This is a genomic window from Planctomonas psychrotolerans, from assembly GCF_008642235.1.
Lineage (GTDB): Bacteria > Actinomycetota > Actinomycetes > Actinomycetales > Microbacteriaceae > Planctomonas > Planctomonas psychrotolerans.
Genome location: NZ_SJEV01000002.1, coordinates 70,366 through 94,714, shown reverse-complemented (window position 1 = coordinate 94,714; position 24,349 = coordinate 70,366). Strand labels below are relative to the sequence as shown.

Genomic DNA, 24,349 nt, shown 5'->3' with positions numbered 1-24,349 from the left:
GTCTTTCGATGCTACTGATCCCGATTCGCCGGGGCCTGCCCCTTGCATTTCTTCGGAGCGTCCGGACAGATACCGTCCCGCAACTCATGCGAGCCGGGCGAGTCGCGAGCGGTCAGCCGTCGATCGACTCGGTGTTGCGCGGGTACAGCGCTAGCAGCGCCCCGGAGAGCACCCAGATCGCCCCGATACCGAGGAACTGCACGGTTCCGCCCCATCCCACGGTGGCCGCCGCGCACGCGGCCCCGGCGGCTGCCGCCGTCGCGCGCAACCCCGCACCGACCGTGAACACCTGACCGCGGAGCGACGCGGGACTCTGCTGCTTCCGGAGCAGGAGCATGGCCGCGGCACTCGACGCGGTGAACAGGCCGGCGATGCCGACCAGCACCACCGTCCACCACAGGCCTCCGTCACGGGCGGCGCCGAGAAGGAGCAGCCCGATCACCGTGAAACCGATGCCCATCGACAGTTCCGGCCGCAGGCGTCCGGGCCGGGCCGCCGTGGCGAGGGCACCCACGAGCCCGCCGATCGCGAACGCGGCCACGATGACCGCACCATCGTTCGCCTCCCGCGTCCGGTCGAGCGCGAGCACCACGGCGGCGACGGGTAGTGCCCCACCGCCGAGCTGGCTGAGGGTGCCGGATGCGGTGACGACGGCCAACGGACGGTGCCTCACGATGTGGCGCAGGCCGTCGCCCATGGTGCGCCAGATCGACGACCCGGTGCTCGGCCGGGGGCGCAACGTCGTGAGGAACAGTCCGGCGACCCCGAGCAGGGCGATCACGGCCATCGCCGCCATCGCGGCCCGCGCCGAACCGAAAGCCGTCGTCACGGCGACGAGGGCAGGCCCGCCGACGGAGCCGAGATTGTAGGAGAGGGCGTCCAGGGCGTACGCCCGTCGCTCCGCCGGGATCTCATCCGTCACGAAGCTCGAGAGCCCGCCGAGGAAGAACGGGCCGGCCGCGCCGGCGGCGATGAGTCCGACCGCCACCACCGCCGTCGGCAGGATGCCGAGGAGTGCCGCGCCGGCGAAGCCCAGCGCGGAGATCGCACCGGCGGCGGCGATCAGGGAGCGCGGGTGCCGGGTGCGGTCGAGCGCGGCCCCGACAAGGGGGGCGGCGACGACGGCGGGTGCGAGCGACGCCGCCACGAGCAGGCCGCCCAGAGCGACGTCGTTCAGGACCTCCACGGAGAGGATGGGGATCGCGACGGCAGCGCCCCCGGATCCGAGACGAAGCGGTGTGGCCGCCGCGAGGTAGCGCGCCCCGCTCACCGGGTCTCCCCTGGTCCTGCACTGCCGCCGTTCGATCCGGTGTCGGCACTCACCCGTTCCACCGGACCCCCTGCTCGACGTGATGGCAGCCCTGCGCTTACCCCGACTGTGCATTCTCACCCTAGGGTGCTCGGAGATGCGTCAGACCCATCGCGGAACGAGACGAGTCGGGCGTCCCGCGTGCGTGTGCGGTCCAGCCTCACATCGCACCCGCGTCCGCGGTCACCGGGCGCGCCGATGACTGCACGGAGTCAGTCGTCGAGACGTCCCGAGAGAGCACCTCGGAATGCGGCCGTTGACGCACCCGAACTCTCGATGCGCCAGTCCAATTCCTTCGACTGGTTGAACCACACCACGCCGATGACATCCGGTTGCGCGGAAAGATAGTCGATCAGTTGTCGTATCCACTCGACCTTCGAGCCACCGACGTCGGTGGAGGCCGTTTCGGCGATCAGAATCGGTTTCTCCGGTGCGAGGGCGCGTAACTGACGTAGGCCCTCACCGAAGAGCGCATCCGGGGCCGTCCACGTGGACCAGGTCGCGGTCGTCCCCCAGTTGTACCCATCGAGCGCCACTATGTCGACGTAGCCGTCCCCCGGGTACAGCCCGTCGATCGTGGGAAAGCCCCAATCGGGAATGTTGGGCGACCAGACCCATTCGACGTTGGTTGCACCCGCTGCCTCGACCAGGTCGTGCACGTGCCTGTACGCCGCGACATAATCGCCCGGCGTGTTGTCATTCACCCCATCGGCCCAGGGGTACCAGTTCCCGTTCATTTCGTGCCCGTAGCGAAGCATGACGGGCTTGCCCCACGCGGCCAGAGCAGTCCCCCATTCGGAGATGTGGGCGTCGTAGTCGCCAGCCGCGATTCTGTCGCTACGGAAAGCCGGCTGATCCACACCTCCGCCCCACTTCCACGGTTCCCAGGTGAGGAGGCTCACGGCGCCACGCGCATGGGCGGAGTCGAGTTCCGCGATCGGCGGTGGCTGCTCGAAATCCTTATACCAGAGCAGGATGGACGGACTCTCGCCGACCGCGGTCGTCGTAGCATCGAGGGTTGCGGTGTCGAGGGGCCACCCGGGGGACATCAGCCCGAACCTGAGAGACGCGTCGCTCGCTGCCCATTCGGTGAGTGCGGGTGGCTGAGACAGGTACGTCGAGGGAGCAGTGGTCGTCGGCAGTGCGGCAGTGTCCGGGACGCCGAGGGCGGTGCCGCTCGCGCTCACGGATGGAGCCGCGTTCGCCTCGGGGGCGACATACGCGTGTGCATCGTGTGGCGCGCGCCAACCCGACTCCCCCGGCGGACTGGGCGGGCTCGGTGGAACCATCGGCTGAGGATCGAGAGCGGCGCCGCTCATGTCCGGGTGCTGACGTCGGGCCGATTCGGACGGCACGTCTCGAGATGAGCCGGCTGAAACAGAGCCGAGGACGGACAGCGCCGGGCTCTCTCGTGCCGCGCCCCTGTGCTCCGTCGCCGGGGATGACGATGCGGACTTCCCGTCCGACACCGAACGGTCGCTATCCATCGCTATGGCTCCTCCGCTCACCGCGAGCGCAAGTGAGATTGCGAGCGTACTAGCGCAGCAATGCTTCAGCCCCATGTGGAAATGCCCCCTCCGCACAGTATGGCGGAGCAGGGGGAGACCTCAACGCCCCCGTCCGAGGGAGGGCTCGGGGTCGTTTCGCCTGCCGAGACATCAGTGAAACGCCTCCCCTTCGTTTCCGGCAGGTAAACGATTTCCCACCAATTTGGTCACCATGCGAAGAAACTATAAGTTGAGTTGATCTCGCGATCCCCCCCTCGCGAGCCGCTCCGTGGCACCCCCGAGCCGCGAGAGATCCCGATTCCCGACTTCCCTTGCGCACGCCCATGCGCCAGGTTCTTCGGTCCCCCGAACGGACCCATCGTGACGTTTACCCTGCCGTCCTGCCGTGAACACGCGTGCACCGCCCCTCGAGAACCACTCCACGGACGCCAGTCCGAGGGAAGCGTTCCTGTCGCATGAGGGCTCCCGCTGACACGGCGACGATCACGCGTGCCGCGGTGCAGTCCGGTGAATCGCGAGTGCGTCGACCCGCCATCGTGCTGACCGATCTCGTGTCGATCGCGGTGGTGCTCGGTGGTCTCACGTGGCTCGTGCTGCAGCAACCCGGAGCACTCGCCGCACTCGCCGCGACGCTCGCAGCCCCAGCACTGATCGCTAAGCGGGCCGAAGACAAGCGCCAGGTCCTCGCCGTGTCCCTGACCGTGGGCATGATCGTCGCTGCCATCGACTATGTCGCATGGCGTTTCACTGTCACCAACTGGGAAGCGTGGTGGCTGGCACTCCCGTTGCTGCTGGCGGAATTGTTCGGCGTCCTGCACGCCGTCGGTGTCATGCACACCGTTTGGCCACGGCGTACACATCGTCATCAGCCCACGAGCGACGCCAGTAAGCACCCGATCTACATCATGGTGCCAACGGCGAACGAAGGGGTCGACGTCGTGCGCCCGACGCTCGCCGCTGCGAAGGTTGCACGAAGCACTTACCTGTCGTGTCATCCCCACGCGAGCGTCACGATCGTTCTGTGCAATGACGGACTGGTCGCCGGTTACGAGCATTGGCGGGAGCTCGAGAAACTCGCGGTGGAGTTGGACGTCGAGTGCATCACGAGGACGATGCCAGGAGGTGCCAAAGCAGGAAACCTGGAGAATGCCCGCACGGTTCTCGGAATCACCGGTGATGCCCTGCTCGTGATTTTCGATGCGGATCAGGTTGCGTTTCCGGAATTCCTCATCCGGACGATCCACGAGTTGGACGATGATCGAGTCGCGTGGGTGCAGACGGGCCAGTTCTATCGGAATCTCGACAACCCTGTGTCCCTATGGGCGGAGCACCAGCAGGCGATCTTCTACGGGATGTTGATGCCGGGCAAATCGACTCTCAACGCAGCGTTCATCTGCGGGACCAACGTGGTGATCCGTGCGGAAGCCCTGGATGAGATCGGGGGGTTCCCCCAGGATTCGGTCACGGAGGATTTCGCTGCGTCCCTGGCCCTGCACCCTCGGTGGAGAAGCGTTTTCGTCCCGGAGCGGCTAGCGGAGGGCCTCGGCCCGATGGACCTGCCCGCCTACTTGAAGCAGCAGGACAGGTGGGCCATCGGGACCCTCGGAACGCTCCGCTCGCATTTCATCCCTCTTCTGTCGTCGCGCCGGACTGGCATGAGCGCGCACCAACGAGCTCAGTACCTCCTGGCGCAGACGCATTACCTCAGCGGAGTCAAGGACCTCATCTTCGTCGTCGCCCCGGTCCTCTTCCTCCTCACCGGCATTCCCGCCGTGAGTGGAGCCGACATCGGCAGCCTCTTCGACCACTTCCTGCCCTATTTCTTGCTATCGCAGGCAGCGTTCTGGGTGGTGGCGGCACGGCGCACCAGCGTGCGCGGTGTCCTGATCGGATTCGGTTCGTTCCCGACGCTCGTGTCGAGCCTCGTCACGGTGCTCGTCGGTCGCAAAGTTGCTTTCCGCGTCACATCGAAACGTCGAAACACCGGTGCGGGCATGCGTCATCTCGCGCCGCACCTGATCGGGGTCAGTGTGTGCGCCGCCGCACTGATTCACGTCAGCTCGAGCGGGCCCATCACCGCCGCCGAGAGTGTCACCATCTTCTGGGTCGGCTACACGACGCTGGCCTTCGTCGGCTTCATCGTGCTCGGGATCCAGGACATTGTCGGTGCTCGGGTCATGGCTTCTCCCACGGCGGTCAGCCGTTCGTCATTCCGCCTCCGTCTCCCCGCGCGACCCGTGGCGGTTCTCGTCTCGATGCTGATCGTTGCGACCGTAACGGTCATCGCGGGTGCGGTGACAACGCTGGGCCCGGCATCGCAGGTGGCCGCGTACACAGCCTCACCTGCCCGGTCGGGAGAACTGGCCGTCGGAGCCGTCCTTCCCGGTCGCCGAGTCGCCACGTCGGTGGCGTACGAGTTCCCCGGTGGACTCGACATCATCGGGCGGACGCAAGAACTGAGCGATCGGTTCGACGCGGACTGGGCGGCTCAGCTCGAGTCTTCGGGTTCTACTCCATGGCTCACACTGACGCTCAGCGAGTCGACGGACGCGTTGCAGTCGAACCTCCTGGGAATGGCCAACGGACTGCACGACGATGACATACAACGCTGGGCGACGGACCTCAAGGACTTCGGATCCCCCGTCTATCTGACAGTGCTTCCGGGCGTCGACACCGCAGAGTCGGCAACGTCAGCGCTGACACCGGGCAGTGACCCGGATGACGTCGCGGTGGCATGGAGCAGGGTGCATTCCGCGCTTCAAGAAGCGGGTGCATCGAATGTCGCCCTGGCGTGGGCGCCGGCGCTCCCGGCCTCCGATGAGGCTTTCGCACCGGACGAGGAACAGATCGACGTCGTGGTGATCACTCTTCTTGCCTATCCGAATACCGAGTGGGTCGAACCGGCGCCCGTCGTCACGGCGGTGCAGAAGCGACACCCCGAGAAGCCGCTTCTCCTGCAGGTTGCGGCGTCGGGAGACGCCGGGCAGAAGGCACGGTGGTTGCAGAGCGTGGCCGGTACCGCCGAGAGCAACGACAGTGTTCACGCAGTCCTGTACTACGAAGCAGACCCGAGCGCTCCAGGCGAATCGGTTGCCGGGTCATGGTCCATCGCCTCCGATGACTGGTCGCGACGAAGCTACGCTGCGATGGCTACCGCTCGGGACCAACCAGAGCTACCGGAGTCCTTCCGCGACGTAACCGCACTCACGGAATCGACCTCGCGATGATGGCCGTTACGGCGGAGCCGACGCTTCGGACTGTCGAGGCATCGATGCGCGACAGCGCCCCGCCGATGCCAGCCCGTCCGACCCGTGCGGTCCGTGCGGTACACGGAGTGCTCGCCATCCTGCTCCTCCAGCTCGTCGGGATGCTGACGCTCCGGAACTCGCCTTTCCAGGACGAAGCGCTCTACATGTATGTCGGCCATCGATATCTGGACCGCCTGCTCGACGGTGATGCCCTCCCCGAGGCGTTCTCGTCTTATCTCTCGGGCCTTCCCTACTTCTACCCCGTCATCGGTGGCGTGCTCGATCGTGCGGGCGGCATCGAGTTCGCACGCGTCCTGAGTACCGTGGCCGTGCTCGCGACGACCTACGCGGCATATCGACTGGGCTCGGCCCTGTTCACCGAGCGTGTCGGCCTCCTTGCGTCAGCCACCGTCGCCGCACAGACGTCGTTCCTCCTCATCGGACGCCTCGCCACGTACGATGCCTGTGCACTCGCGTTCTTCGCCGCTGCAGCGGTGGTCGCCGTGGAGACCAGACGTCATGTCGTGCGGCGCACGGTCGCCGTCGTGCTTCTCTGCGTGTGCGCGGTCGCCGCGAAGTACGCCCTTGCGTCGGTCGTCCCGGCGGCCGGACTGCTTCTGCTCCTCGCACCCGGCCTCCGGCATGACGCTCGGACCCTCGTTCGTATCGCCACCACGGCTGCCATCACGTCGGGGGTCGTCATCACGGGCGGCATCATGCTGCTCGGAGCGGATTCGTCGATGTTGGCCGGGGTGGCCCAGACCACCACCGCCCGTGTCGTGAGCCAGGAAACTTCCACGATGAGTATCGTCGCGACGATAGTCGAGCGGTCCGGAGCGGTGATCGTTCTCGCCTTGGTCGGGCTGGCCCTCCTCGCACGAAAAGGAGGGTCGGCGCTCCTCGCTTCGGGTGGGCTCCTGCTCGTAGCCTCGGTCGTGCCCGCCTATCACCTCCTTCAGGGCGAGCTCACCTCTCTCGACAAGCACCTGGCGCTCTCGGGTTTCCTCCTGGCTCCGCTCGCGGGCCTCGCTCTCGTTCGAGTCCTGGATCGGAGATCGGCGCCAGCCGGGTGGGTCGTGGTCGCGACGGTCCTCATCCTGATGTTCTCGACTGCCGTATCGGATGCCCAACGGCTGTTCCGAGCGTGGCCCGACAGCGCTCAGCTTCACGTTTCGATGCTGAGTCTCGTCCGGGACGGCAGCACCGAAGTGCTGGCGGAAGAAGTAGAGGTGCTGAAGTACTACCTGGTCGACCAGGTCGCACAACCCGAGCAGTTCACGGGACTCGACTTCTTCGACTATGTCGGGTCGGACGGACAGCGTCGCATCGGGGCGGAGGCATACGCCCGTGCCATCGAAGAGGGCCACTTCGATGTGATCGCGTTCCGGTACGGCCCCAGCGCTGAGCTGGCCCGGTCTCTGACCGACGACATCGAGCGGTCCGGACTGTACGAGCAGGTCGCCGAGCATGCGTTCACGGTCACGAGTGGAGACGGTAACTACATCATCTGGCGGCGTTCAGCCGATCGAAGCGAGGAACAACAGTGAGCATGCCAATCTCGATCGTGATCCCCACCTTCAACGAGGCGGGTAACGTCGCCGAACTGGTGGGGCGCCTCAATGCTGTAGGCATCGGCTCGGAGATCCTCTTCGTCGACGACTCGACAGACGACACTCCCGCTGCGATCACCGCGGCCGCGAGGACCTCCGACATCCCGCTTCGGCTGCTGCAGCGGGAAACCCCGGTGGGAGGACTCAGCGGTGCTGTGCTGATGGGGATGACCGAGGCGACGAATGACTGGGTGCTCGTCATGGACGCCGACCTGCAGCACCCCCCGGAGATGATCCCGGTACTGGCGGAAACGGCTGGGCGCGGCGCCGCTGACGTCGTTGTCGCGTCGCGATACTGCGAGGATGGCGACGCGGGAGGACTCTCGAACGCCGCGCGGCGTGCCGTGTCGTCACTCTCGACCGTGTTGACCCGATCGATGTTCCCCTCGAAGCTTCGTGACTGCACGGACCCCATGACCGGCTTCTTCCTCGTGAGGAAGTCGGCACTCGTCATCGAAGACCTGCAACCGCGCGGGTTCAAGATCCTGCTCGAGATCCTTGCCAGGCAACCACGTCGCCTTACGGTGCTCGAAGAGCCTTTCGTCTTCGGCGAGCGATTCGCCGGTCAGTCGAAAGCTTCTCTCTCGCAGGGCGTCCGGTTCATGAGTCAACTCTTGAGCCTTCGTTTCGGGCGTATGTCGGCGTTCGCCGTGATCGGACTGATCGGTGCACTGTGCAACATCGCGATCGTCGCTCTGATCACCTGGGCGGGGTTCGACTACCTTGCGGCCGCGATCATCGCTGCCGAGGTCACCATCGTCGGCAACTTCCTCCTGCTCGAGAGATTCGTGTTCCGCGACCTCACCAGGAGTCGCCCGGGGACGTGGTCGAGGTTCTGGAAGTCGTTCGCCTTCAACAACGCGGAGACGGCTTTGCGACTGCCTCTCCTCTTCCTCCTCGTCGACCTGTGGACCATTGCCGCGGTTCCAGCAACCGGGATCACGTTGATCATCGCTTTCCTGGCCCGTTTCGTCTTCCATTCCCGCGTGATCTACGGGCCGCCAGCGTCGAGTGCCGGTACGCCGTCCATACGCGCCATCGAGGAGTCGGATTCCGACCGGGCAGTCGACGCGCCGTAGGGTCCTCTTCGCCGGGGTACGACGTCACGGACCGGGCTATCCGTCGACGACCGCCGACGGGAGGGTCAGAGTGACGACACCATCGGTAACGTCGATCGTCGCGTCGAGGAAGTCGCGGATGCGGGGCAACCCCTCGGTCGTCGGGCTCACGTGTTCCCCGACCACGACGACACGCATCCCGGCCGCGAGCCCGGCACGGATGCCCGCCTCCGCGTCCTCGAACACGATCGCGTCGCGCGGTTCGACACCCAGAAGTTCCGCGGCGCGGAGGTAACCGTCGGGAGCGGGCTTGCCGTGCGTGACGTCCTCCGCGGTGACGAGAACGGACGGGATACCCACGGCCGCACCGCGCATCCGACCGGTCATGAGGGGGACGCTCGCGGAGGTGACCAGAGCGACAGCGGTCGGTGGCAGCGCCCCGAGGAAGGCGTCGGCACCGGCGATGGCGACGGTGGAGCCGGCATTGTCGAGCTCGAACGCGGTGAGCTCGGACACGAGCGCGGCCACGTCGGTGCCGGCCGGTGCGAAGCGCCGCACGCTGTCTTCGGCGCGGATGCCGTGGATGCTGTGCAGCACCGCATGCGTGTCCAGCCCGAACCGGGTCGCGAACCGGGACCAGATCTCCTCGACGACGGCCGTCGAGTCGACGAGGGTGCCGTCCATGTCGAAGAGCATGGCGCGAGCGGTGAGTGCGATGGGGTCGGACATGGGTGTTCCTCCCTCGGGGCGGGGCTCTCGCCCATGGGGCGGAATTCGAAGTGGGCCCTACCGGGCTCGAACCGATGACATCCACGGTGTAAACGTGGCGCTCTACCAACTGAGCTAAAGGCCCCGATCACCCACGACAGGCGACGGCATCGCCGAGGCGACTCCCTGATCGTACAGGCTGTGCGACCCTACGCGGGGATGGGCGCGTCGAGTTCGGAGAGCGCAGCCGCGTAGGACTCGAACGACCGGGCCTGACCGGGGGCGGTGATGAAGCTGGCCCGGATGATTCCCCCGCGGTCGATGAGGAAGGTGGCCCGGTTGGCGAACCCCTTTTCATCCAGGAAGACGCCGTACTCCTTCGCCACGGCGCCGTGCGGCCAGAAATCGGCGAGCAGGGGGAAGTCGTAGCCCTCGGTCTCGGCCCACGCGCGGAGCGTGTGCTTGGAGTCGACGGAGATGCCGATCAGTTCGACGTCGTGCTCGGCGAACACGGAGAGATTGTCTCGGAGCTGGCAGAGCTCTCCGGTGCAGGTGCCCGAGAACGCGAGGGGGAAGAAGACGAGAGCCACTGATCGTCGGCCGCGGAACTCGCTCAGACGGATGCGCTCGCCGAACTGGTTGGCGAGTTCGAAGTCGGGGGCGAGAGTGTCGTTCTCCAATGCCATGACGGTGGTCCTTTCCTTCCCGCTCCGGGTGCGGGCCAAAACACCGGCTCATCCTACGCCCGCGCGAAACACGCCGGAAACAAGGTTCGCCTGCAGCGTCGCCGCGGTCCCGGTCGGACCGGCCGACCCGGGTCCGCCGAGGCGGCGCACCGGCGCGAATAGAATTAGTAGGCTGGTGAGGTTGCGCTTGACGGCCCGCACCCATGGGCATTCGGGCGGGCGAGACAAAATCTGTCCACCACAGAAAGAGGTCGAAGGTGACGGTCAACGATCAGGACCCGTACTCGGTTTCCACGGAAGATATCGATCCCGGAGAGACCGCCGAGTGGAATGAGTCCCTCGATGCGGTGGTGGAGGAGCGGGGAGCGGGTCGCGGACGCGACATCATGCTCAGCCTGCTGAAGCGCTCCAAGGAACTGCACCTCGGCGTGCCGATGGTCCCGACGACCGACTACATCAACACGATCGCTCCGGAGAACGAAGCCGCATTCCCCGGTAACGAGGAGCTCGAGCGCCGCTACCGCGCGTGGATCCGCTGGAACGCCGCGATCACCGTGCACCGTTCGCAGCGCCCCGGCATCGCCGTCGGCGGCCACATCGCGACCTATGCGTCCTCCGCCGCCCTGTACGAGGTCGGCTACAACCACTTCTTCCGCGGACAGGACCACCCGGGCGGTGGCGACCAGATCTTCGTGCAGGGGCACGCCTCCCCCGGCACCTACGCGCGGGCCTACCTCGAAGGTCGACTGAGCGAGGACCAGCTCGATGGCTTCCGCCAGGAGAAGTCCCACGCGCCGAATGGCATCCCGTCGTACCCCCACCCCCGTCTCATGCCGGACTTCTGGCAGTTCCCGACGGTGTCGATGGGTCTCGGACCCATCAACGCCATCTACCAGGCGCAGACCAACCGCTACCTCACCAATCGGGGCATCAAGGATGCGTCCGACCAGCAGGTGTGGGCGTTCCTCGGCGACGGCGAGATGGACGAGGTCGAGAGCCGCGGCCAGCTGCAGGTCGCGGCGAACGAGGGGCTCGACAACCTCAACTTCGTGATCAACTGCAACCTCCAGCGCCTCGACGGACCGGTCCGCGGTAACGGCAAGATCATCCAGGAGCTCGAGAGCTTCTTCCGCGGCGCCGGCTGGAACGTCATCAAGGTCGTCTGGGGCCGCGAGTGGGACGACCTGCTCAGCCGCGACTCCGAGGGTGCACTGCTCGACCTGATGAACCGCACGCCCGACGGCGACTACCAGACCTACAAGGCCGAGTCGGGCGCCTACGTGCGCGAGAACTTCTTCGGCCGCGACCCGCGCGCGCTCGAACTCGTCAAGGACTACACGGACGAGCAGATCTGGAATCTCAAGCGCGGCGGTCACGACTACCGCAAGGTGTACGCCGCGTTCAAGGCCGCATCGGAGCACAAGGGCCAGCCCACGGTCATCCTCGCGAAGACGGTGAAGGGGTACGGCCTCGGACCGTCGTTCGAGGGCCGGAACGCCACCCACCAGATGAAGAAGCTGACGCTCGACAACCTCAAGCAGTTCCGCGACGAGATGCGCATCCCGTTCACCGACGCGCAGCTGGAGGAGAACCCGTACCAGCCGCCGTACTACCACCCCGGCAACGACGACGAGGCGATCGAGTACCTGCATGAGCGCCGGCGGGAACTCGGCGGCTACTCCCCCGAGCGTCGGACGAAGCACACGGCGATCAACCTGCCCGACGACTCCGCCTACGCGATCATGAAGAAGGGCTCCGGCACGCAGGAGATCGCCACGACCATGGCGTTCGTGCGGCTTCTGAAGGACCTGACCCGCGCCAAGGACTTCGGCAATCGCATCGTGCCGATCATCCCCGACGAGGCCCGCACCTTCGGCATCGACGCCTTCTTCCCCACGGCGAAGATCTACAACCCGACCGGTCAGAACTACACGTCGGTCGATCGTGAGTTGCTGCTGTCCTACAAGGAGAGCCCGCAGGGCCAGATCCTGCACGTCGGCATCAACGAGGCCGGCGCGATGGCGGCGTTCACCAACGTGGGCACCTCGTACGCCACGCACGGTGAACCTCTCATCCCGATCTACGTGTTCTACTCGATGTTCGGTTTCCAGCGCACCGGCGATGCCATGTGGGCGGCGGGCGACCAGATGGCCCGCGGCTTCATGATCGGAGCCACGGCGGGACGCACCACGCTCACCGGCGAGGGCCTGCAGCACGCCGACGGCCACTCGCTCGTCCTGGCCTCCACCAACCCGGCTGTGGTGTCGTACGACCCCGCCTACGGGTACGAGATCGGCCACATCGTGCGCGCCGGCCTCGATCGCATGTACGGCGGCGAGCACCCCGACCCGAACGTCATGTACTACATCACCGTGTACAACGAGCCGATCGTGCAGCCCAAGCAGCCCGAGAACCTCGACGTGGACGGTGTCGTTCGCGGCATCTACAAACTTCGCGCGGCGGAGAACGAGGGCCCCAGGGCCCAGCTGCTCGCGTCCGGCGTGGCGGTGCCGTGGGCGCTCGAGGCTCAGGAACTCCTCGCCGAAGAATGGGGCGTCGCCGCCGACGTGTGGTCGGTGACGTCGTGGAACGAGCTGCGGCGCGACGGGCTCGCCGCGGAGCGCCACAACTTCCTGCACCCCACCGAGGAGGAGCGGATTCCGTACGTGACGGAGAAGCTGCGCGACGCCGAGGGACCGTTCGTCGCGGTCACCGACTTCGAGCACGCCGTTCCTGATGCGATCCGCCAGTTCGTGCCCGGCGAGTACGCCACGCTCGGCGCCGACGGCTTCGGCTTCTCGGACACCCGCCCGGCAGCGCGACGGTTCTTCGCCATCGACACCCCGAGCATGGTGGTGCGCACCCTGCAGATGCTCGCCAAGCGCGGCGAGATCGACGAGGACCTGGCACTGCAGGCGATCGAGAAGTACGAGCTGCACGACGTGAACGCCGGAACCACCGGCAGCGCCGGGGGCGAGAGCTGAGTCTCGACCGCTTCATCGACACGAAACCGTAGGCACCGTGGCCAAGACGAAAGAGCAGACCCTCGCGTGGTTGCGCACCGTGTCGGGCGAACTGGCGACGGCGACGCTGAGGCGGCTGGATGAGACGCTGCCCTGGTACGGCGACATGCCTCCGGGGCGGCGCTCGGCCGTCGGTCTGGTGGCGCAGGCCGGGATCAGTTCGTTCATCAGCTGGTACGACGACCCGAAATCGACGCCGTGGATCGCCGCGGACGTCTTCGGCGCGGCGCCTCGCGAGCTGCTCCGCTCCGTGAGCCTGCAGCAGACGCTGCAACTCATCCGGGTCACCGTGGAAGTGGTCGAGGAGCGCATCAAGAACGGCGACGCCTCCCTGCGGGAGGCGATCCTGCTCTACTCGCGGGAGATCGCCTTCGCCGCGGCCGATGTCTACGCCCGTGCGGCGGAGGCCCGCGGACTGTGGGACGCCCGGCTCGAGGCACTGGTGGTCGACTCCATCCTGAGTGGCGAGTACGACGACGAGCTGCCGTCGCGCATCGCCGCTCTCGGGTGGCATGGTCACGGGGAGGTGAGCGTGCTCGTCGGCACGACCCCGAAGATGCTCGACGTGGACCAGTTGCGGCGCACCGCCCGTCACATGCACGCCGACGTGCTGATCGGCGTGCAGGGGAATCGCCTCGTGCTCGTCATCGGTCGCGCGCACCCGATCGCGTCCGAACCCGAGGAGGGCGCGGCGCCCCTCGAGCCGTTCCTCGAGATCGCCCGGCAACTCGAGCCAGGGTTCGGACCCGGCCATCTGGTTCTCGGACACGAGGTGGCAAGTCTCGTCGAGGCATCGCGGAGCGCGCGTGCCGCGCTGGCCGGCTTCGCCGTGGCCCGGTCCTGGCGTAATGCCCCGCGGCCGGCGCATGCGGATGACCTGCTGCCCGAACGGGCTCTCGCCGGCGACCCGCTGGCCCGGGCGACGCTGATCAACCGCATCTACCGGCCCCTCTCCGATCACTCGACGGAGCTCCTCGCCACCCTCTGGTGCTACCTCGACAACGGCCGGTCGCTCGAGGCGACCGCCCGCGAACTCTTCGTGCATCCCAACACGGTGCGGTACCGCCTGAAGAGGATCTCCGAGGTGATCGGCTGGGACGCGACCGGGTCCCGCGAGGCGCTCATCCTCCAGGCGGCGCTGATCCTCGGCTCGATCGCCGAACCCGGGTCAAATGACGTGCGTATTCCCTCGGCGCGTCGGAAGCGTCCGCGGTGACCGCGGGCGCCGCCCTAGCCGCCGAGGAGGCACGTGGGATTGAAGCCTGGCCACAACGAACGCGACGAATGTTCGTAGCCACCACACATACCCGCGGTCGTGCGGGTTGGGAGGATTGACCGATGATCGTTCTCGTCTGCCCCGGGCAGGGCTCCCAGACCCCCGGCTTCCTCGAGCCGTGGCTGCAGGATGCGCGAAGCCGCGACCTCCTCGACGAGCTGTCCGCGGCCGCGGGCATGGACCTCGCGGCGCACGGCACCGTCTCCGACGCCGACACCATCCGCGACACCGCGGTCGCGCAGCCGCTGATCGTCGCAGCCGGACTGCTCGCCCTGCAGTCGATCCTCGGCGACGGCAGGGACGCGCGGGTCGCCGGGATCGCCGGTCACTCCGTCGGTGAGATCACCGCAGCGGCCGGAGCGGGCATCCTCGGCTTCACCGAAGCCATGACGCTCGTTCGCGCCCGGGCCACCGCGATGGCGGCCGCGGCCGCATTGGAGCCCACCGGCATGAGTGCTGTTCTCGGTGCGGACGAGGACGCGCTGCTCGCGCGTCTCGCCGAACTGGATCTGCAGCCTGCGAACTTCAACGGGGGCGGTCAGGTCGTCGTCGCCGGTGCGCTCGACGCGCTCGATCGCCTGCGAGCGGAGCCGGTTCCCGGCAGTCGGGTGATCCCGCTGCAGGTGGCGGGCGCCTTCCACACCCGGTACATGGAGCCCGCGAAGGACGCCCTCGCGCGTGCGGCGGCCGAGGTATCCCCCGCCGATCCCCGCATTCCCATCTGGACGAACGCCGACGGCAGTAAGGTCGCCGACGGGACCCGCTTCCTCGACCTCGTGGTCGGACAGGTCTCCTCCCCCGTGCGGTGGGATCGCTGCATGGAATCGTTCGCCTCCGCCGGGGTGACCGGACTCGTGGAGGTGGCCCCGGCCGGTGCGCTCGTCGGACTCGCCAGGCGCGGCCTCAAGGGCCTGCCCACCGTCGCCGTGAAGACCCCCGACGACCTGGCCGCCGCCATCGACCTTCTCGACTCGCACACCTCCGCACCCGAACAGGACACCGCCTCATGACCCAGCCCACCCTCACGCAGTCGCGCGGCCCCGAGTTCACCCGGATCCTCTCCGTCGGCGCCTCCCGCGGCGACCTCGTCGTCCCGAACGACGACATCGTGGGACCGATGGATTCGTCGGACGAGTGGATTCGGCAGCGCACCGGCGTGATCGAACGCCGCCGGGCGAGCTCGGAGGTGGGCGTGATCGACATGGCCGTCGAGGCGGCCACCGAGGCGATCGAACGCGCGGGCATCGCGCCCTCGCAGATCGGCGCCGTGCTGGTGTCGACGGTGAGCAACACCGTCACCACCCCGTCGCTCGCGGCGCTTCTGGCCGAGCGGATCGGGGCGACCCCCGCCCCGGCCTACGACATCTCCGCCGCCTGCGCCGGGTACACCTACGCCATCGCGCAGGCCGACTCGCTCGTGCGCACGGGACTCGCGGAGTACGTGCTCGTGCTCGGCGCGGAGAAGCTCTCGTTGTTCGCCAAGCCGACGGACCGGACCATCTCGTTCCTGCTCGCCGACGGCGCGGGTGCGGCCATTGTGGGCCCCAGCGACACCCCGGGAATCTCCGCGACGGTGTGGGGCTCCGACGGCTCCAAGTGGGACGCCGTGGGTATGGACGCGACCTTCGAGGAGTACCGCGACGGCGCCGAATGGCCGATGATGCGCCAGGAGGGGCCCACCGTCTTCCGCTGGGCGGTCTGGGAGATGGCGAAGGTCGCACAGCAGGCACTGGATGCGGCCGGCGTCACGAGCGACCAGCTCGCCGCCTTCATCCCGCACCAGGCGAACATGCGCATCATCGACGAGCTCGCGAAGCAGCTGAAGCTGCCCGAGTCGGTGGCGATCGGTCGTGACATCGCCACGACGGGCAATACCTCCGCCGCCTCCATCCCGCTCGCGACGCACCGCCTGCTCGAGGAGAACCCCGGATTGAGCGGCGGGCTGGCGTTGCAGATCGGCTTCGGCGCGGGCCTCGTCTTCGGCGCCCAAGTGGTCGTCCTGCCCTAAACTGTCCACGGTTCAGTCGACACACCCAAGGAGAAAAACAATGGCATTGTCCACCGAAGAAGTACTCGCCGGCCTGGCGGAACTCGTCAATGACGAGACCGGCATCGCGGCCGACACGGTTGAGCTGGACAAGTCGTTCACCGATGACCTCGACATCGATTCCATCTCGATGATGACGATCGTTGTCAACGCGGAGGAGAAGTTCGACGTGAAGATCCCCGACGAAGAGGTCAAGAACCTGAAGACCGTCGGAGACGCCGTCACCTTCATCACCGCGGCTCAGAACTAGACCGCAACGCCGAGACATGGCCGGCCCCTCGATCACGAAGGGCCGGCCATTCTCACGAAGCGAACCATCGCTGTTTTCCAGGAGGTAGCCGCAATGCCCAAAACCATCGTCGTCACCGGAATCGGCGCCACCACCCCCCTCGGCGGCACCGCGGAGGAAAGCTGGCAGGCGCTGCTCGCCGGGGAGTCGGGTGCTCGCCCGCTGGTGCAGGACTGGGTCGAGAAGTGGGACATCCCGATCAAGTTCGCGGCCCAGGCGAAGGTGCCATCCGTCGACGTCCTCGACCGGCGCGAGACCAAGCGGCTCGATCCCTCCAGTCAGTTCGCCCTGAGCGCGGCCCGCGAGGCCTGGGCCGATGCCGGCTCGCCCGAGGTCGACCCCGAGCGGTTCGGTGTCGATTGGGCCACCGGCATCGGCGGGGTGTGGACCCTGCTCGACGCGTGGGACACGCTGCGAGAGCGCGGACCGCGGCGGGTGCTGCCGATGACGGTGCCGATGCTCATGCCGAACGGGCCCGCGGCGGCCATCGAGATGGACCTCGGCGCCCGCGCGGGCGCGCGCACCGTGGTGTCCGCGTGCGCGTCGAGCACCGAGTCGATCGCGAACGCTTATGACCACCTGCAGAGCGGTGTCGCCGACATCATCATCGCCGGCGGGTCCGAAGCCGCCATCCACCCTCTTCCCATCGCCTCGTTCGCCGCCATGCAGGCCCTGTCGAAGCGCAACGACGACCCCGCCACCGCCTCACGACCCTACGACGTCACGCGGGACGGTTTCGTGCTGGGCGAGGGTGGAGCAGCGGTCGTGCTCGAGACGGAGGAGCACGCCAAGGCCCGCGGCGCACGGATCTACGCCGTGCTCGTCGGCGGCGCGGTCACGAGCGACGCCCACCACATCACGGCGCCGGACCCCGAGGGGTCCGCAGCGGCCCGGGCGATGATCTCCGCGGTGCGGGCGGCGGATGCGGACCTGGCCGACGTGGCGCACATCAACGCCCACGCCACCAGCACCCCCGTCGGCGACATCGCCGAGTACAACGCCCTGCGGCGCGTCTTCGGCGACCGGGTGGAGGGCATCCCGGTCTCGGCCACGAAGGCGTCGACCGGTCACCTGCTCGGTGGGGCGGGCGGCATCGAGGCCATCTTCACGATCAAGGCTCTCGCCGAGCGCACGCTCCCGCCCACGATCAACCTGACGGAGCAGGACCCCGCCGTGAAGCTCGACGTGGTGACGAGCCCGCGCCCGCTCGGAGACGGCGACCTGCTCGCGATCAGCAACTCGTTCGGATTCGGCGGGCACAACGCCGTCATCGCGTTCCGGACGGTGTAGCGCCACCCGCGGCGCCGGTCCGACCGAACGGACCAGCGTCACCGACGAAGGACGGCAGGCTCTCGCCCGCCGTCCTTCATCGGTTCAGGGGATCAGCCCGCGTTGTGCAGCCAGACGACGGAGCTGGCATCGCTCGCGTGCCGGAACGGCTCGAGCTCGTCGTCCCAGGCCTGACCGAGCGCCAAGCGCAGTTCTCGGTGCAGCTCCAGCGTGTTGGATCCGGCGACCTCCATGGCGTAGCGGACGCGATCCTCCGGGACGACGGTGTTGCCGGCGGTGTCCGTCTGAGCGAAGAAGATGCCGAGGTCGGGGGTGTGCATCCATCGGCCTCCGTCAGCGCCTCGCCCGGCATCCTCGGTCACCTCGAATCGCAGGTGCTCCCACCCTCGGAGGGCGGATGCGATCGCCGCACCGGAGCCGCGCGGACCCTCCCAGAAGAACTCGGTGCGCTGGGCGCCCTTCAGCACCGGCTGATCGATCCACTCGAAGTTCACGGCAGCACCGAGAGCGCGACCTGCTGCCCACTCGACGTGGGGGCAGAGCGCGCGGGGACTGGAGTGCACGAATAGCACTCCCCGAGCCTTCAGTTGTGTGGCGCTTCCCACGACCATGGTTCCTCCGATCACAGTGGTACGTCTTCCCCAACGACCGGTGATCGACCAAACGCAGATAGCGGTAAGCCAGCGACATCGCTGCCGCTCCTCGATTATGTCGGTGGGGGCTACAAATGACAACCGTCGCATCCGGCTCAGCGGCGTGTCCGCTCCGCCCAGCGCCCCCGGAGCGCGCAGGATGCCTATACGGAGAAATCAATACCGGGGAATGAAGGTCGGTCTGTGTCGGTTCGTTCGAGTCTGCTCGCCATCCTCGATCAGGGACCGTGCTACGGCTATCAGCTGCGCGCAGAGTTCGACCGGCGCACCGGGGGTACCTGGCCGCTCAATGTCGGCCAGATCTACAACACGCTCGATCGCCTGGAGCGCGATGGCCTGGTGGTGAAGGGCGATTCCGACGCCGAGGGGCACGTGTACTACGAGATCACGCCGTCGGGGAGCGCGGACGTCGCCGAATGGTTGTCCCGCCCGGTGATCGCGTCGAGTGTTCCCCGCGACGAACTGGCCATTAAGATCGCCCTCGCCGCGACACTGCCCGGCGTGGACCTCGCGACCGTGCTCTCCGATCAGCTGGCGGCGTCGGTGGACCGCTTCGAGGCGCTGGCCGCAGCGCGGGGCGACTCCGCCCCCGACACGGAGGCACATGCCGACGGAGACGACCCGGCCGGCATGGCCAAGGCGCTCGTGCTCGACTCGGTGCTTCTGCACGCCGAGGCGGAGGTGCGCTGGCTCGAGCTGGCTGCCGCTCGCGCCGCCCGGGACCTCGCGGGCGACAGGCCGATTCCGCTGCGGGCGACGAAGCCCCGGCGCGGTCGCCCCGCCCGTCGCGAGTCCGCCGCCTCCTAGCGGCACCGTCAGCGTCGGTTCCTGAGCCGGTCGAAGGGGCGTCCACGGTCCCTGAGCCTGTCGAAGGGGCACTCTCTCGTCCCTTCGACGAGCTCAGGAACCGTCAGCGTCGAGCGCCGCACCGCTCCCGGAACCGGCGGCTCAGTGCAGGAGGCGGTCGGCGCGATCGAGCACATTCCTCTCGCCCGCCTCGATCCGCACCGGAAAGCGATTCTCCCGTGGCGGCATCGGGCAGGTGAAGTGGTAGCTGAACGCGCAAGGCGGCAGATACGCCCGGTTGAAGTCGAGCACGACGGTGCCGTCGCCCTCCGGCAGAACCTTGAGGAACCGGCCGACGCCGTAGGTGTCCGTGCCGTTCGTCGCGTCGGCGAACACGAGGAGCAACCGCTCCTCGTCCCAGTAGGCGGCCACCGAGTAGTCGATTCCATCGCGGGAAAAGGTGATGTCGGCGGGCACCACGTGCTGACGTGACATTCCGCTCTCCTGCATGTGCTCGAAGCCGACGGCACGACCGCCCGGCACCGGGGTGAACGACGCGCGGATGACCCACTCGGGGTCGAACGGGTAGGCGTCGATCGAGCCGAACGTCGACATCGCTTCCGAGGAGGCATCCCATACTCGCAGCGCGTAGTCGCCGGACTCGCCGGCGATCACGTATCCGGTGACCCCGTCCCGGAAGCGGATCTCCGACGGGGAGTCGGAGTCCCGGCCGCGCACCACGACGCTGCCGTACACGGGCTCGCCGTCGACCACGATGCCGTCGCCGGCAGACGCGAGAAGCCGGAGCCCCGATTCCCCGACCGGCAGGGGCGCCCACTCCCCCGGCACACCCCAGACGGTCTCGCCCGCCATGCCGTTGTTCCGGGAGATCCACTGCGTGTTCACGAGCGCCAGCGGGCCCTGCGGCGATGTGACGAAACGGGTGCGGGCTTCGCGGTGGCGTACCAGATCGGATTCGGCAGCGACGATCGTGCGTTCGGGGATGGTGCGGGAGCGATTCAGCGTCGGGCGAGTGGCAGGGTGCAGGGTCATGGGATCCGTTCCATCGGTGTCCTCCCCTCCAACCGGCTCACCCGCCGGAATATGCCGCATCGCATCGCATCGAGTCGACCTCGATCACTTCGCATCCGCATAGCTGTCGACGATCGCGGTGGTGACCGGGAAGTCCACGGGGAACGTGCCGAACAGCGAACGCCCGGCAGCCGCTGCGGCCGCGTGCACAGCATCCCGTACCGCGTCGGCGGTGGCCTCGGGCGTATGCACCATCACCTCGTCGTGCAGGAAGAAGACGAGGTGCGGCCCCGTCGGGCCTCCGCCGAGCTCGCGAAGGGAGCTGCGCAGGTGCGCCATCCAGCAGAGCGCCCACTCGGCCGCGCTCCCCTGCACGATGAAGTTGCGGGTGAAGCGGCCCCAGTCCCGCGCCGCACTCCGCGCACGGGCCCGCGCGGCGTCACCGGCGTCCTCGGCACGAGCGTCCGCCTGCGCCGCGAGCCACGCCTCGCCGGGGAGCGGCGAACTCCGGCCCAGCCGGGTGGTCACCTGCTTCCCCTGCTCGCCCGCCCGCGCCGCATTCTCGACCATCCCGATCGCCTGGGGATACGCCTTCGCGAGTCGCGGCATCAACCGGCCGGCTTGACCCTGGGTGGCACCGTACATGGCGCCCAGCATGGCGACCTTGGCGGACGCTCGAGTATCGACCACCCCCCGATCCACGAGCCCCTGATAAAGATCCTTCCCCCGCCCGGCACTCGCCATGGCGTCGTCTCCCGACAGGGCGGCGAGCACCCGAGGCTCCAGCTGCGCGGCGTCGGCGACCACGAGCTTCCAGCCCGGATCGGCCACGACGGCACCGCGCACCTGCCCCGGCAATTGCAGTGCACCGCCGCCCTTGGCCGCCCACCGGCCGGTGACGACACCGCCCGGCACGTACTCGGGGTGGAACCGGCCCTCCCGGATCCACGTGTCCATCCACGTCCACCCGTTCGCGCTCAGCAGGCGGCTGAGCTTCTTGTACTCGAGCAACGGTGGTATCGCCGGATGGTCGATCGACTTCAGTTCCCATTGCCGCGTGCTGGTGGCCGGAACGCCGGCGCGACGGAGAGCGCGCAACAGTTCGGCCGGCGAATCCGGATGGAGGTCGGGGCTGTCGAGCGTTCGGCGCACCACGTCGGCGAGGGCCTCGAGACGCTCGGGGCGGTCCCCGTCCCGCGGACGGGAGCCGAGCAGCTCGGTCAGCACGCGGTCGTGTATCGCGGCGTCGAAGGGCAGCCCGTCGAAGGACATCTCGGCCGCGCTGAGGGCGCCGGCGCTTTCCGCCGCGAGCAGCAGGCGGATGCGTCCCGGTGCTTCCGCACCGGCCACGGCCGCCAACTGCGCCCGGAGCTCGTCGGCCACCGCGGTTCCCGGTTCGTCTTCACCGGGTGGCGAATCAACCGCCAGGAGATCGAAGAGCGTGGCCGAATCCGCGGGCCCGGTCGACGGCTGCACGTCGTCGAGCGGCACGTCCCACTCCCCGGCGGCCGCCCGGGCCAGCACGGAGTCCGCGGTCAGCTCGGACGAGCGGAGGATGGTGTGGCAGAGCCGCAGGTCGTGGCACCTGTCCACCCGAATGCCCGCGCGGAGCAGCTCGGGGTACCACCTCGCCGTCGAGTCCCACACCCAGCGTGGGCGCGATGCTCGCTCCAGCTCGGAGACCGCAGCCGGTATCTCCAATCGCCGCATCGATCGGGAACCGTCCACCGCCGCCCCATCGGCATCCACGACGTCGATGCGGGCACCGTTCGGCGTGGCGGTGAGAACGGCGTACACACTCTCATTGTCACCCGCGCCCCCGACATCCGGCCGTCGAAAGCGTTCCGAGCGGACCCGAAATCAACACGATGACAATCCATGCGCGCACTTCTGCACTATGTGGGCTATCCTTCAAGGAGTAGTTGTTGTGTCTCGCACGTCTTGAATGCTTGCGGCCTTGTCCTGAGCGCCTAGCTTCCTCGAGAAGCGGGCGACGAGCACCACGACGAGCGGCTCCGGGAAATTCGGAACCGATCTAATTTCCATGGAGGAAAAGTAAAAATGGCAACAGGTACCGTCAAGTGGTTCAACGCTGAAAAGGGATTCGGGTTCATCGCACCCGAGGACGGCAGCGCCGACGTGTTCGCGCACTACTCCGCGATCACCACGAGCGGCTACAAGTCGCTCGATGAGAACCAGCGCGTCGAGTTCGACATCGCTCAGGGCCCCAAGGGTCCGCAGGCTGAGAACATCCGCCCGCTCTAACCAACGGCTTCGTTCCGTCCATATGGCGGGCGACCGGGCACATGCCCAGGTCGCCCGCCATATGGCGTTTAACGGGTCGGGCGGAGATGGAGCACATCGCTCATCGGGCACATCGGTAAAGTAACGCGCCAGTGATAGGGCACCGCACTGCGATAGGGCACCGCACTGCGGAAGGGCTCGTCAGTAGATGAAGATGTTCAGCCACTCCCGGTTGTGCGCGTGAACGAGCACCAGGAACAGCACCAGGTCGAACAGCAGGTGCACGCACACCACGTAGGTGAGCGACTTCGTGATCTTGAACGTGTAACCCTGCAGCAGGGCGAACGGGAAGGTGAGGAGAGGGCCCCAGGCGTGGTAGCCGATCTCCCACAGGAACGACGAGAAGATGAAGGCCTGGAGGAGGTTCGCCTGCCAGTCGGGGAAGTGGCGGCGCAGCAGCGTGAAGGTCGTGCACACGAAGAACAGTTCGTCCCAGATGCCGACCGCGTTCACACCGATGAACAGGCGCGTCATCTCGAACGGCTCGGAGACGGCGGGCCAGTTCTCATACACCCCCGTATTGATCATGTAGAACGGCAGAATCGCCCATCCGAGGATGACGATGAACACCAGGTAGAGCCGTTCGATCCTCGTCCACCGCTGCCCGGTGTTGATGGGGAAACGCACGGCGTGGTCGCGGTACACCCAGCGCGACACGACGTACGGCACGATGACCGCGAGGGCGAGAGCGGATCCCATCTGGATCATGTTGCCGACACTGATGTCGGCGTCGAGCGGTATGGCGCTGATGATGAGCATGCCGGCGGCGATCAGCAGCATGTCGCGGAACAGCGGGCGATCGATCAGCCAGGCGATTCCCAGGGCGAGGGCGAGCGCAGGATAGCCGAGAACATCGCTACCGATGCCGAAGAGCAGCACACCCGATGCCGACAGCAGGATCGCCGGAACGAGCTTCACCGAAGCGCGCGGTCGACCGAGAGTGTTCGGGCTGTGCACCGGGGTGGCGGTCATCGGTCGGCACCGGCCGGCGATTCCGTGCCCGTCGCGGGTCCGCCGCTGCCGAGCGGCCGCGCTCGCTCGATCAGCGCGGTCGCTCCGGGAACGTCCGGATCTGACGCATCGAGAACGCGAATGGGATAGTCGAGCACGTCCTCGACCGCGACGGCGAAGGTGATGAAGGCGAGCGGCGACGCCGACTCCCCCGGTGCGACGATCAGCACGCACTCGCCCTCGTCGTCGGCGATCCGCACGTCCCGCATGCCGTGACGCCCGGCGAGTTCCAGGACGCGATCGACGGAGCGTTCGAGTGCGACTTCCGGCTGCGGGCGGGCGGCGCGCAGGATGCGCTCCGCCATCGCGTCCGAGGGACGCACGATCCCCCGCTCGTACAGGCTGATCTGAGCCTGCATCACCCCGGCCGCCCGGGCGAGTGCTTCCTGGCTGAGCCCCGATCGCGCGCGAGCCGCACGAAGTTTCTGGGCGATCGAAATCATCCGGCACCTTCCGTATCGCTCACAGAGTAGCGGACACGTCGGACGCGAACGCGAAAGCCGCCCCGCCC

At 67.6% G+C, this 24,349-nt stretch carries 20 protein-coding genes and 1 tRNA gene; 11 read left to right on the top strand and 10 right to left on the bottom strand.

Annotation, left to right across the window (positions count from 1 at the left end; genetic code table 11):
* Positions 1 to 112 precede the first annotated feature (112 nt).
* Together EY822_RS13725 and EY822_RS13720 are read right to left on the bottom strand one after the other, a co-directional pair.
* Positions 113 to 1,270 carry an MFS transporter gene (locus tag EY822_RS13725; RefSeq protein WP_227497352.1) on the bottom strand — a complete coding sequence of 386 codons (1,158 nt, stop codon included), beginning with the start codon at positions 1,268 to 1,270 and terminating at the stop codon, positions 113 to 115.
* Positions 1,271 to 1,521: 251 nt separating this feature from the next.
* Entirely contained in the window at positions 1,522 to 2,211 is a 690-nt protein-coding gene (locus EY822_RS13720) for a glycoside hydrolase family 26 protein (RefSeq protein WP_319803499.1), read from the bottom strand.
* A 1,157-nt stretch (positions 2,212 to 3,368) separates the two neighbouring features.
* On the opposite strand from EY822_RS13720, the gene EY822_RS13715 reads away from it, so the two are divergent.
* From EY822_RS13715 to EY822_RS13705, 3 genes are all read left to right on the top strand, one after another.
* Positions 3,369 to 6,044 carry a glycosyltransferase gene (locus tag EY822_RS13715; protein WP_227497350.1) on the top strand — a complete coding sequence of 892 codons (2,676 nt, stop codon included), beginning with the start codon at positions 3,369 to 3,371 and terminating at the stop codon, positions 6,042 to 6,044.
* Between the two features lie 65 nt (positions 6,045 to 6,109).
* Positions 6,110 to 7,612: a hypothetical protein gene (locus EY822_RS13710; protein ID WP_227497349.1), complete on the top strand. Its 1,503-nt coding sequence runs from the start codon at positions 6,110 to 6,112 to the stop codon at positions 7,610 to 7,612.
* Between the two features lie 2 nt (positions 7,613 to 7,614).
* Positions 7,615 to 8,754 carry a glycosyltransferase gene (locus tag EY822_RS13705; protein ID WP_150309289.1) on the top strand — a complete coding sequence of 380 codons (1,140 nt, stop codon included), beginning with the start codon at positions 7,615 to 7,617 and terminating at the stop codon, positions 8,752 to 8,754.
* Positions 8,755 to 8,790: 36 nt separating this feature from the next.
* Here EY822_RS13705 and EY822_RS13700 read toward each other — a convergent pair whose 3' ends face one another.
* The 3 genes from EY822_RS13700 to EY822_RS13690 all read right to left on the bottom strand — a co-directional run bounded on the left by EY822_RS13700 (position 8,791) and on the right by EY822_RS13690 (position 10,127).
* Entirely contained in the window at positions 8,791 to 9,462 is a 672-nt protein-coding gene (locus EY822_RS13700) for an HAD-IA family hydrolase (RefSeq protein ID WP_150309027.1), read from the bottom strand.
* A gap of 51 nt (positions 9,463 to 9,513) precedes the next feature.
* Positions 9,514 to 9,586, bottom strand: a tRNA-Val gene (locus tag EY822_RS13695).
* A gap of 64 nt (positions 9,587 to 9,650) precedes the next feature.
* Complete coding sequence (locus tag EY822_RS13690) at positions 9,651 to 10,127, bottom strand: peroxiredoxin (protein WP_150309026.1); 477 nt, start codon at positions 10,125 to 10,127, stop codon at positions 9,651 to 9,653.
* Positions 10,128 to 10,384: 257 nt separating this feature from the next.
* On the opposite strand from EY822_RS13690, the gene aceE reads away from it, so the two are divergent.
* The 6 genes from aceE to EY822_RS13660 all read left to right on the top strand — a co-directional run bounded on the left by aceE (position 10,385) and on the right by EY822_RS13660 (position 18,052).
* Positions 10,385 to 13,111, top strand: coding sequence for a pyruvate dehydrogenase (acetyl-transferring), homodimeric type (aceE, locus tag EY822_RS13685; protein ID WP_150309025.1), 2,727 nt, complete (start codon positions 10,385 to 10,387; stop codon positions 13,109 to 13,111).
* Between the two features lie 37 nt (positions 13,112 to 13,148).
* Positions 13,149 to 14,366, top strand: coding sequence for a PucR family transcriptional regulator (locus EY822_RS13680; protein ID WP_150309024.1), 1,218 nt, complete (start codon positions 13,149 to 13,151; stop codon positions 14,364 to 14,366).
* A 122-nt stretch (positions 14,367 to 14,488) separates the two neighbouring features.
* On the top strand, positions 14,489 to 15,436 hold the full coding sequence (locus tag EY822_RS13675) for an ACP S-malonyltransferase (RefSeq protein WP_150309023.1): 948 nt from the start codon (positions 14,489 to 14,491) through the stop codon (positions 15,434 to 15,436).
* A complete protein-coding gene (locus EY822_RS13670) occupies positions 15,433 to 16,434 on the top strand; it encodes a beta-ketoacyl-ACP synthase III (RefSeq protein ID WP_150309022.1) in 1,002 nt (333 codons plus the stop codon). Before EY822_RS13675 ends, EY822_RS13670 begins: the two co-directional genes overlap by 4 nt.
* Before the next feature lie 40 nt (positions 16,435 to 16,474).
* Positions 16,475 to 16,723, top strand: coding sequence for an acyl carrier protein (locus EY822_RS13665; protein ID WP_150309021.1), 249 nt, complete (start codon positions 16,475 to 16,477; stop codon positions 16,721 to 16,723).
* A gap of 93 nt (positions 16,724 to 16,816) precedes the next feature.
* Entirely contained in the window at positions 16,817 to 18,052 is a 1,236-nt protein-coding gene (locus EY822_RS13660; protein WP_150309020.1) for a beta-ketoacyl-[acyl-carrier-protein] synthase family protein, read from the top strand.
* 92 nt (positions 18,053 to 18,144) lie between these two features.
* Here EY822_RS13660 and EY822_RS13655 read toward each other — a convergent pair whose 3' ends face one another.
* On the bottom strand, positions 18,145 to 18,657 hold the full coding sequence (locus EY822_RS13655) for a DUF3145 domain-containing protein (protein ID WP_227497348.1): 513 nt from the start codon (positions 18,655 to 18,657) through the stop codon (positions 18,145 to 18,147).
* 231 nt (positions 18,658 to 18,888) lie between these two features.
* Between EY822_RS13655 and EY822_RS13650 the strand changes: the two genes are divergently transcribed.
* A complete protein-coding gene (locus EY822_RS13650; RefSeq protein WP_150309019.1) occupies positions 18,889 to 19,512 on the top strand; it encodes a PadR family transcriptional regulator in 624 nt (207 codons plus the stop codon).
* A gap of 141 nt (positions 19,513 to 19,653) precedes the next feature.
* Here the strand turns inward: EY822_RS13650 and EY822_RS13645 are convergent, their stop codons facing one another.
* Positions 19,654 to 20,544 (bottom strand): DUF1684 domain-containing protein, encoded by an 891-nt coding sequence (locus EY822_RS13645; protein WP_150309018.1) that lies wholly within the window; start codon positions 20,542 to 20,544, stop codon positions 19,654 to 19,656.
* An 84-nt stretch (positions 20,545 to 20,628) separates the two neighbouring features.
* Complete coding sequence (locus tag EY822_RS13640; RefSeq protein WP_150309017.1) at positions 20,629 to 22,320, bottom strand: bifunctional 3'-5' exonuclease/DNA polymerase; 1,692 nt, start codon at positions 22,318 to 22,320, stop codon at positions 20,629 to 20,631.
* A gap of 264 nt (positions 22,321 to 22,584) precedes the next feature.
* Between EY822_RS13640 and EY822_RS13635 the strand changes: the two genes are divergently transcribed.
* Positions 22,585 to 22,788 carry a cold-shock protein gene (locus tag EY822_RS13635; protein WP_150309016.1) on the top strand — a complete coding sequence of 68 codons (204 nt, stop codon included), beginning with the start codon at positions 22,585 to 22,587 and terminating at the stop codon, positions 22,786 to 22,788.
* Between the two features lie 180 nt (positions 22,789 to 22,968).
* Here EY822_RS13635 and EY822_RS13630 read toward each other — a convergent pair whose 3' ends face one another.
* The gene (locus tag EY822_RS13630) at positions 22,969 to 23,799 is read right to left on the bottom strand and encodes a CPBP family glutamic-type intramembrane protease (protein ID WP_150309015.1); all 831 of its coding nucleotides are present in this window, start codon (positions 23,797 to 23,799) and stop codon (positions 22,969 to 22,971) included.
* Positions 23,796 to 24,281: a helix-turn-helix domain-containing protein gene (locus EY822_RS13625; protein ID WP_227497347.1), complete on the bottom strand. Its 486-nt coding sequence runs from the start codon at positions 24,279 to 24,281 to the stop codon at positions 23,796 to 23,798. Before EY822_RS13625 ends, EY822_RS13630 begins: the two co-directional genes overlap by 4 nt.
* Between the last annotated feature and the right edge of the window lie 68 nt (positions 24,282 to 24,349).

Bases quoted from the DNA above. Each gene is read 5' to 3' on its own strand.
- EY822_RS13710 (WP_227497349.1), top strand. From the start codon at position 6,110: ATGCCAGCCCGTCCGACCCGTGCGGTCCGTGCGGTACACGGAGTGCTC.
- EY822_RS13705 (WP_150309289.1), top strand. From the start codon at position 7,615: ATGCCAATCTCGATCGTGATCCCCACCTTCAACGAGGCGGGTAACGTC.
- EY822_RS13700 (WP_150309027.1), bottom strand. From the start codon at position 9,462: ATGTCCGACCCCATCGCACTCACCGCTCGCGCCATGCTCTTCGACATG.
- EY822_RS13690 (WP_150309026.1), bottom strand. From the start codon at position 10,127: ATGGCATTGGAGAACGACACTCTCGCCCCCGACTTCGAACTCGCCAAC.
- EY822_RS13675 (WP_150309023.1), top strand. From the start codon at position 14,489: ATGATCGTTCTCGTCTGCCCCGGGCAGGGCTCCCAGACCCCCGGCTTC.
- EY822_RS13670 (WP_150309022.1), top strand. From the start codon at position 15,433: ATGACCCAGCCCACCCTCACGCAGTCGCGCGGCCCCGAGTTCACCCGG.
- EY822_RS13665 (WP_150309021.1), top strand. From the start codon at position 16,475: ATGGCATTGTCCACCGAAGAAGTACTCGCCGGCCTGGCGGAACTCGTC.
- EY822_RS13660 (WP_150309020.1), top strand. From the start codon at position 16,817: ATGCCCAAAACCATCGTCGTCACCGGAATCGGCGCCACCACCCCCCTC.
- EY822_RS13645 (WP_150309018.1), bottom strand. From the start codon at position 20,544: ATGACCCTGCACCCTGCCACTCGCCCGACGCTGAATCGCTCCCGCACC.
- EY822_RS13635 (WP_150309016.1), top strand. From the start codon at position 22,585: ATGGCAACAGGTACCGTCAAGTGGTTCAACGCTGAAAAGGGATTCGGG.
- EY822_RS13630 (WP_150309015.1), bottom strand. From the start codon at position 23,799: ATGACCGCCACCCCGGTGCACAGCCCGAACACTCTCGGTCGACCGCGC.
- EY822_RS13625 (WP_227497347.1), bottom strand. From the start codon at position 24,281: ATGATTTCGATCGCCCAGAAACTTCGTGCGGCTCGCGCGCGATCGGGG.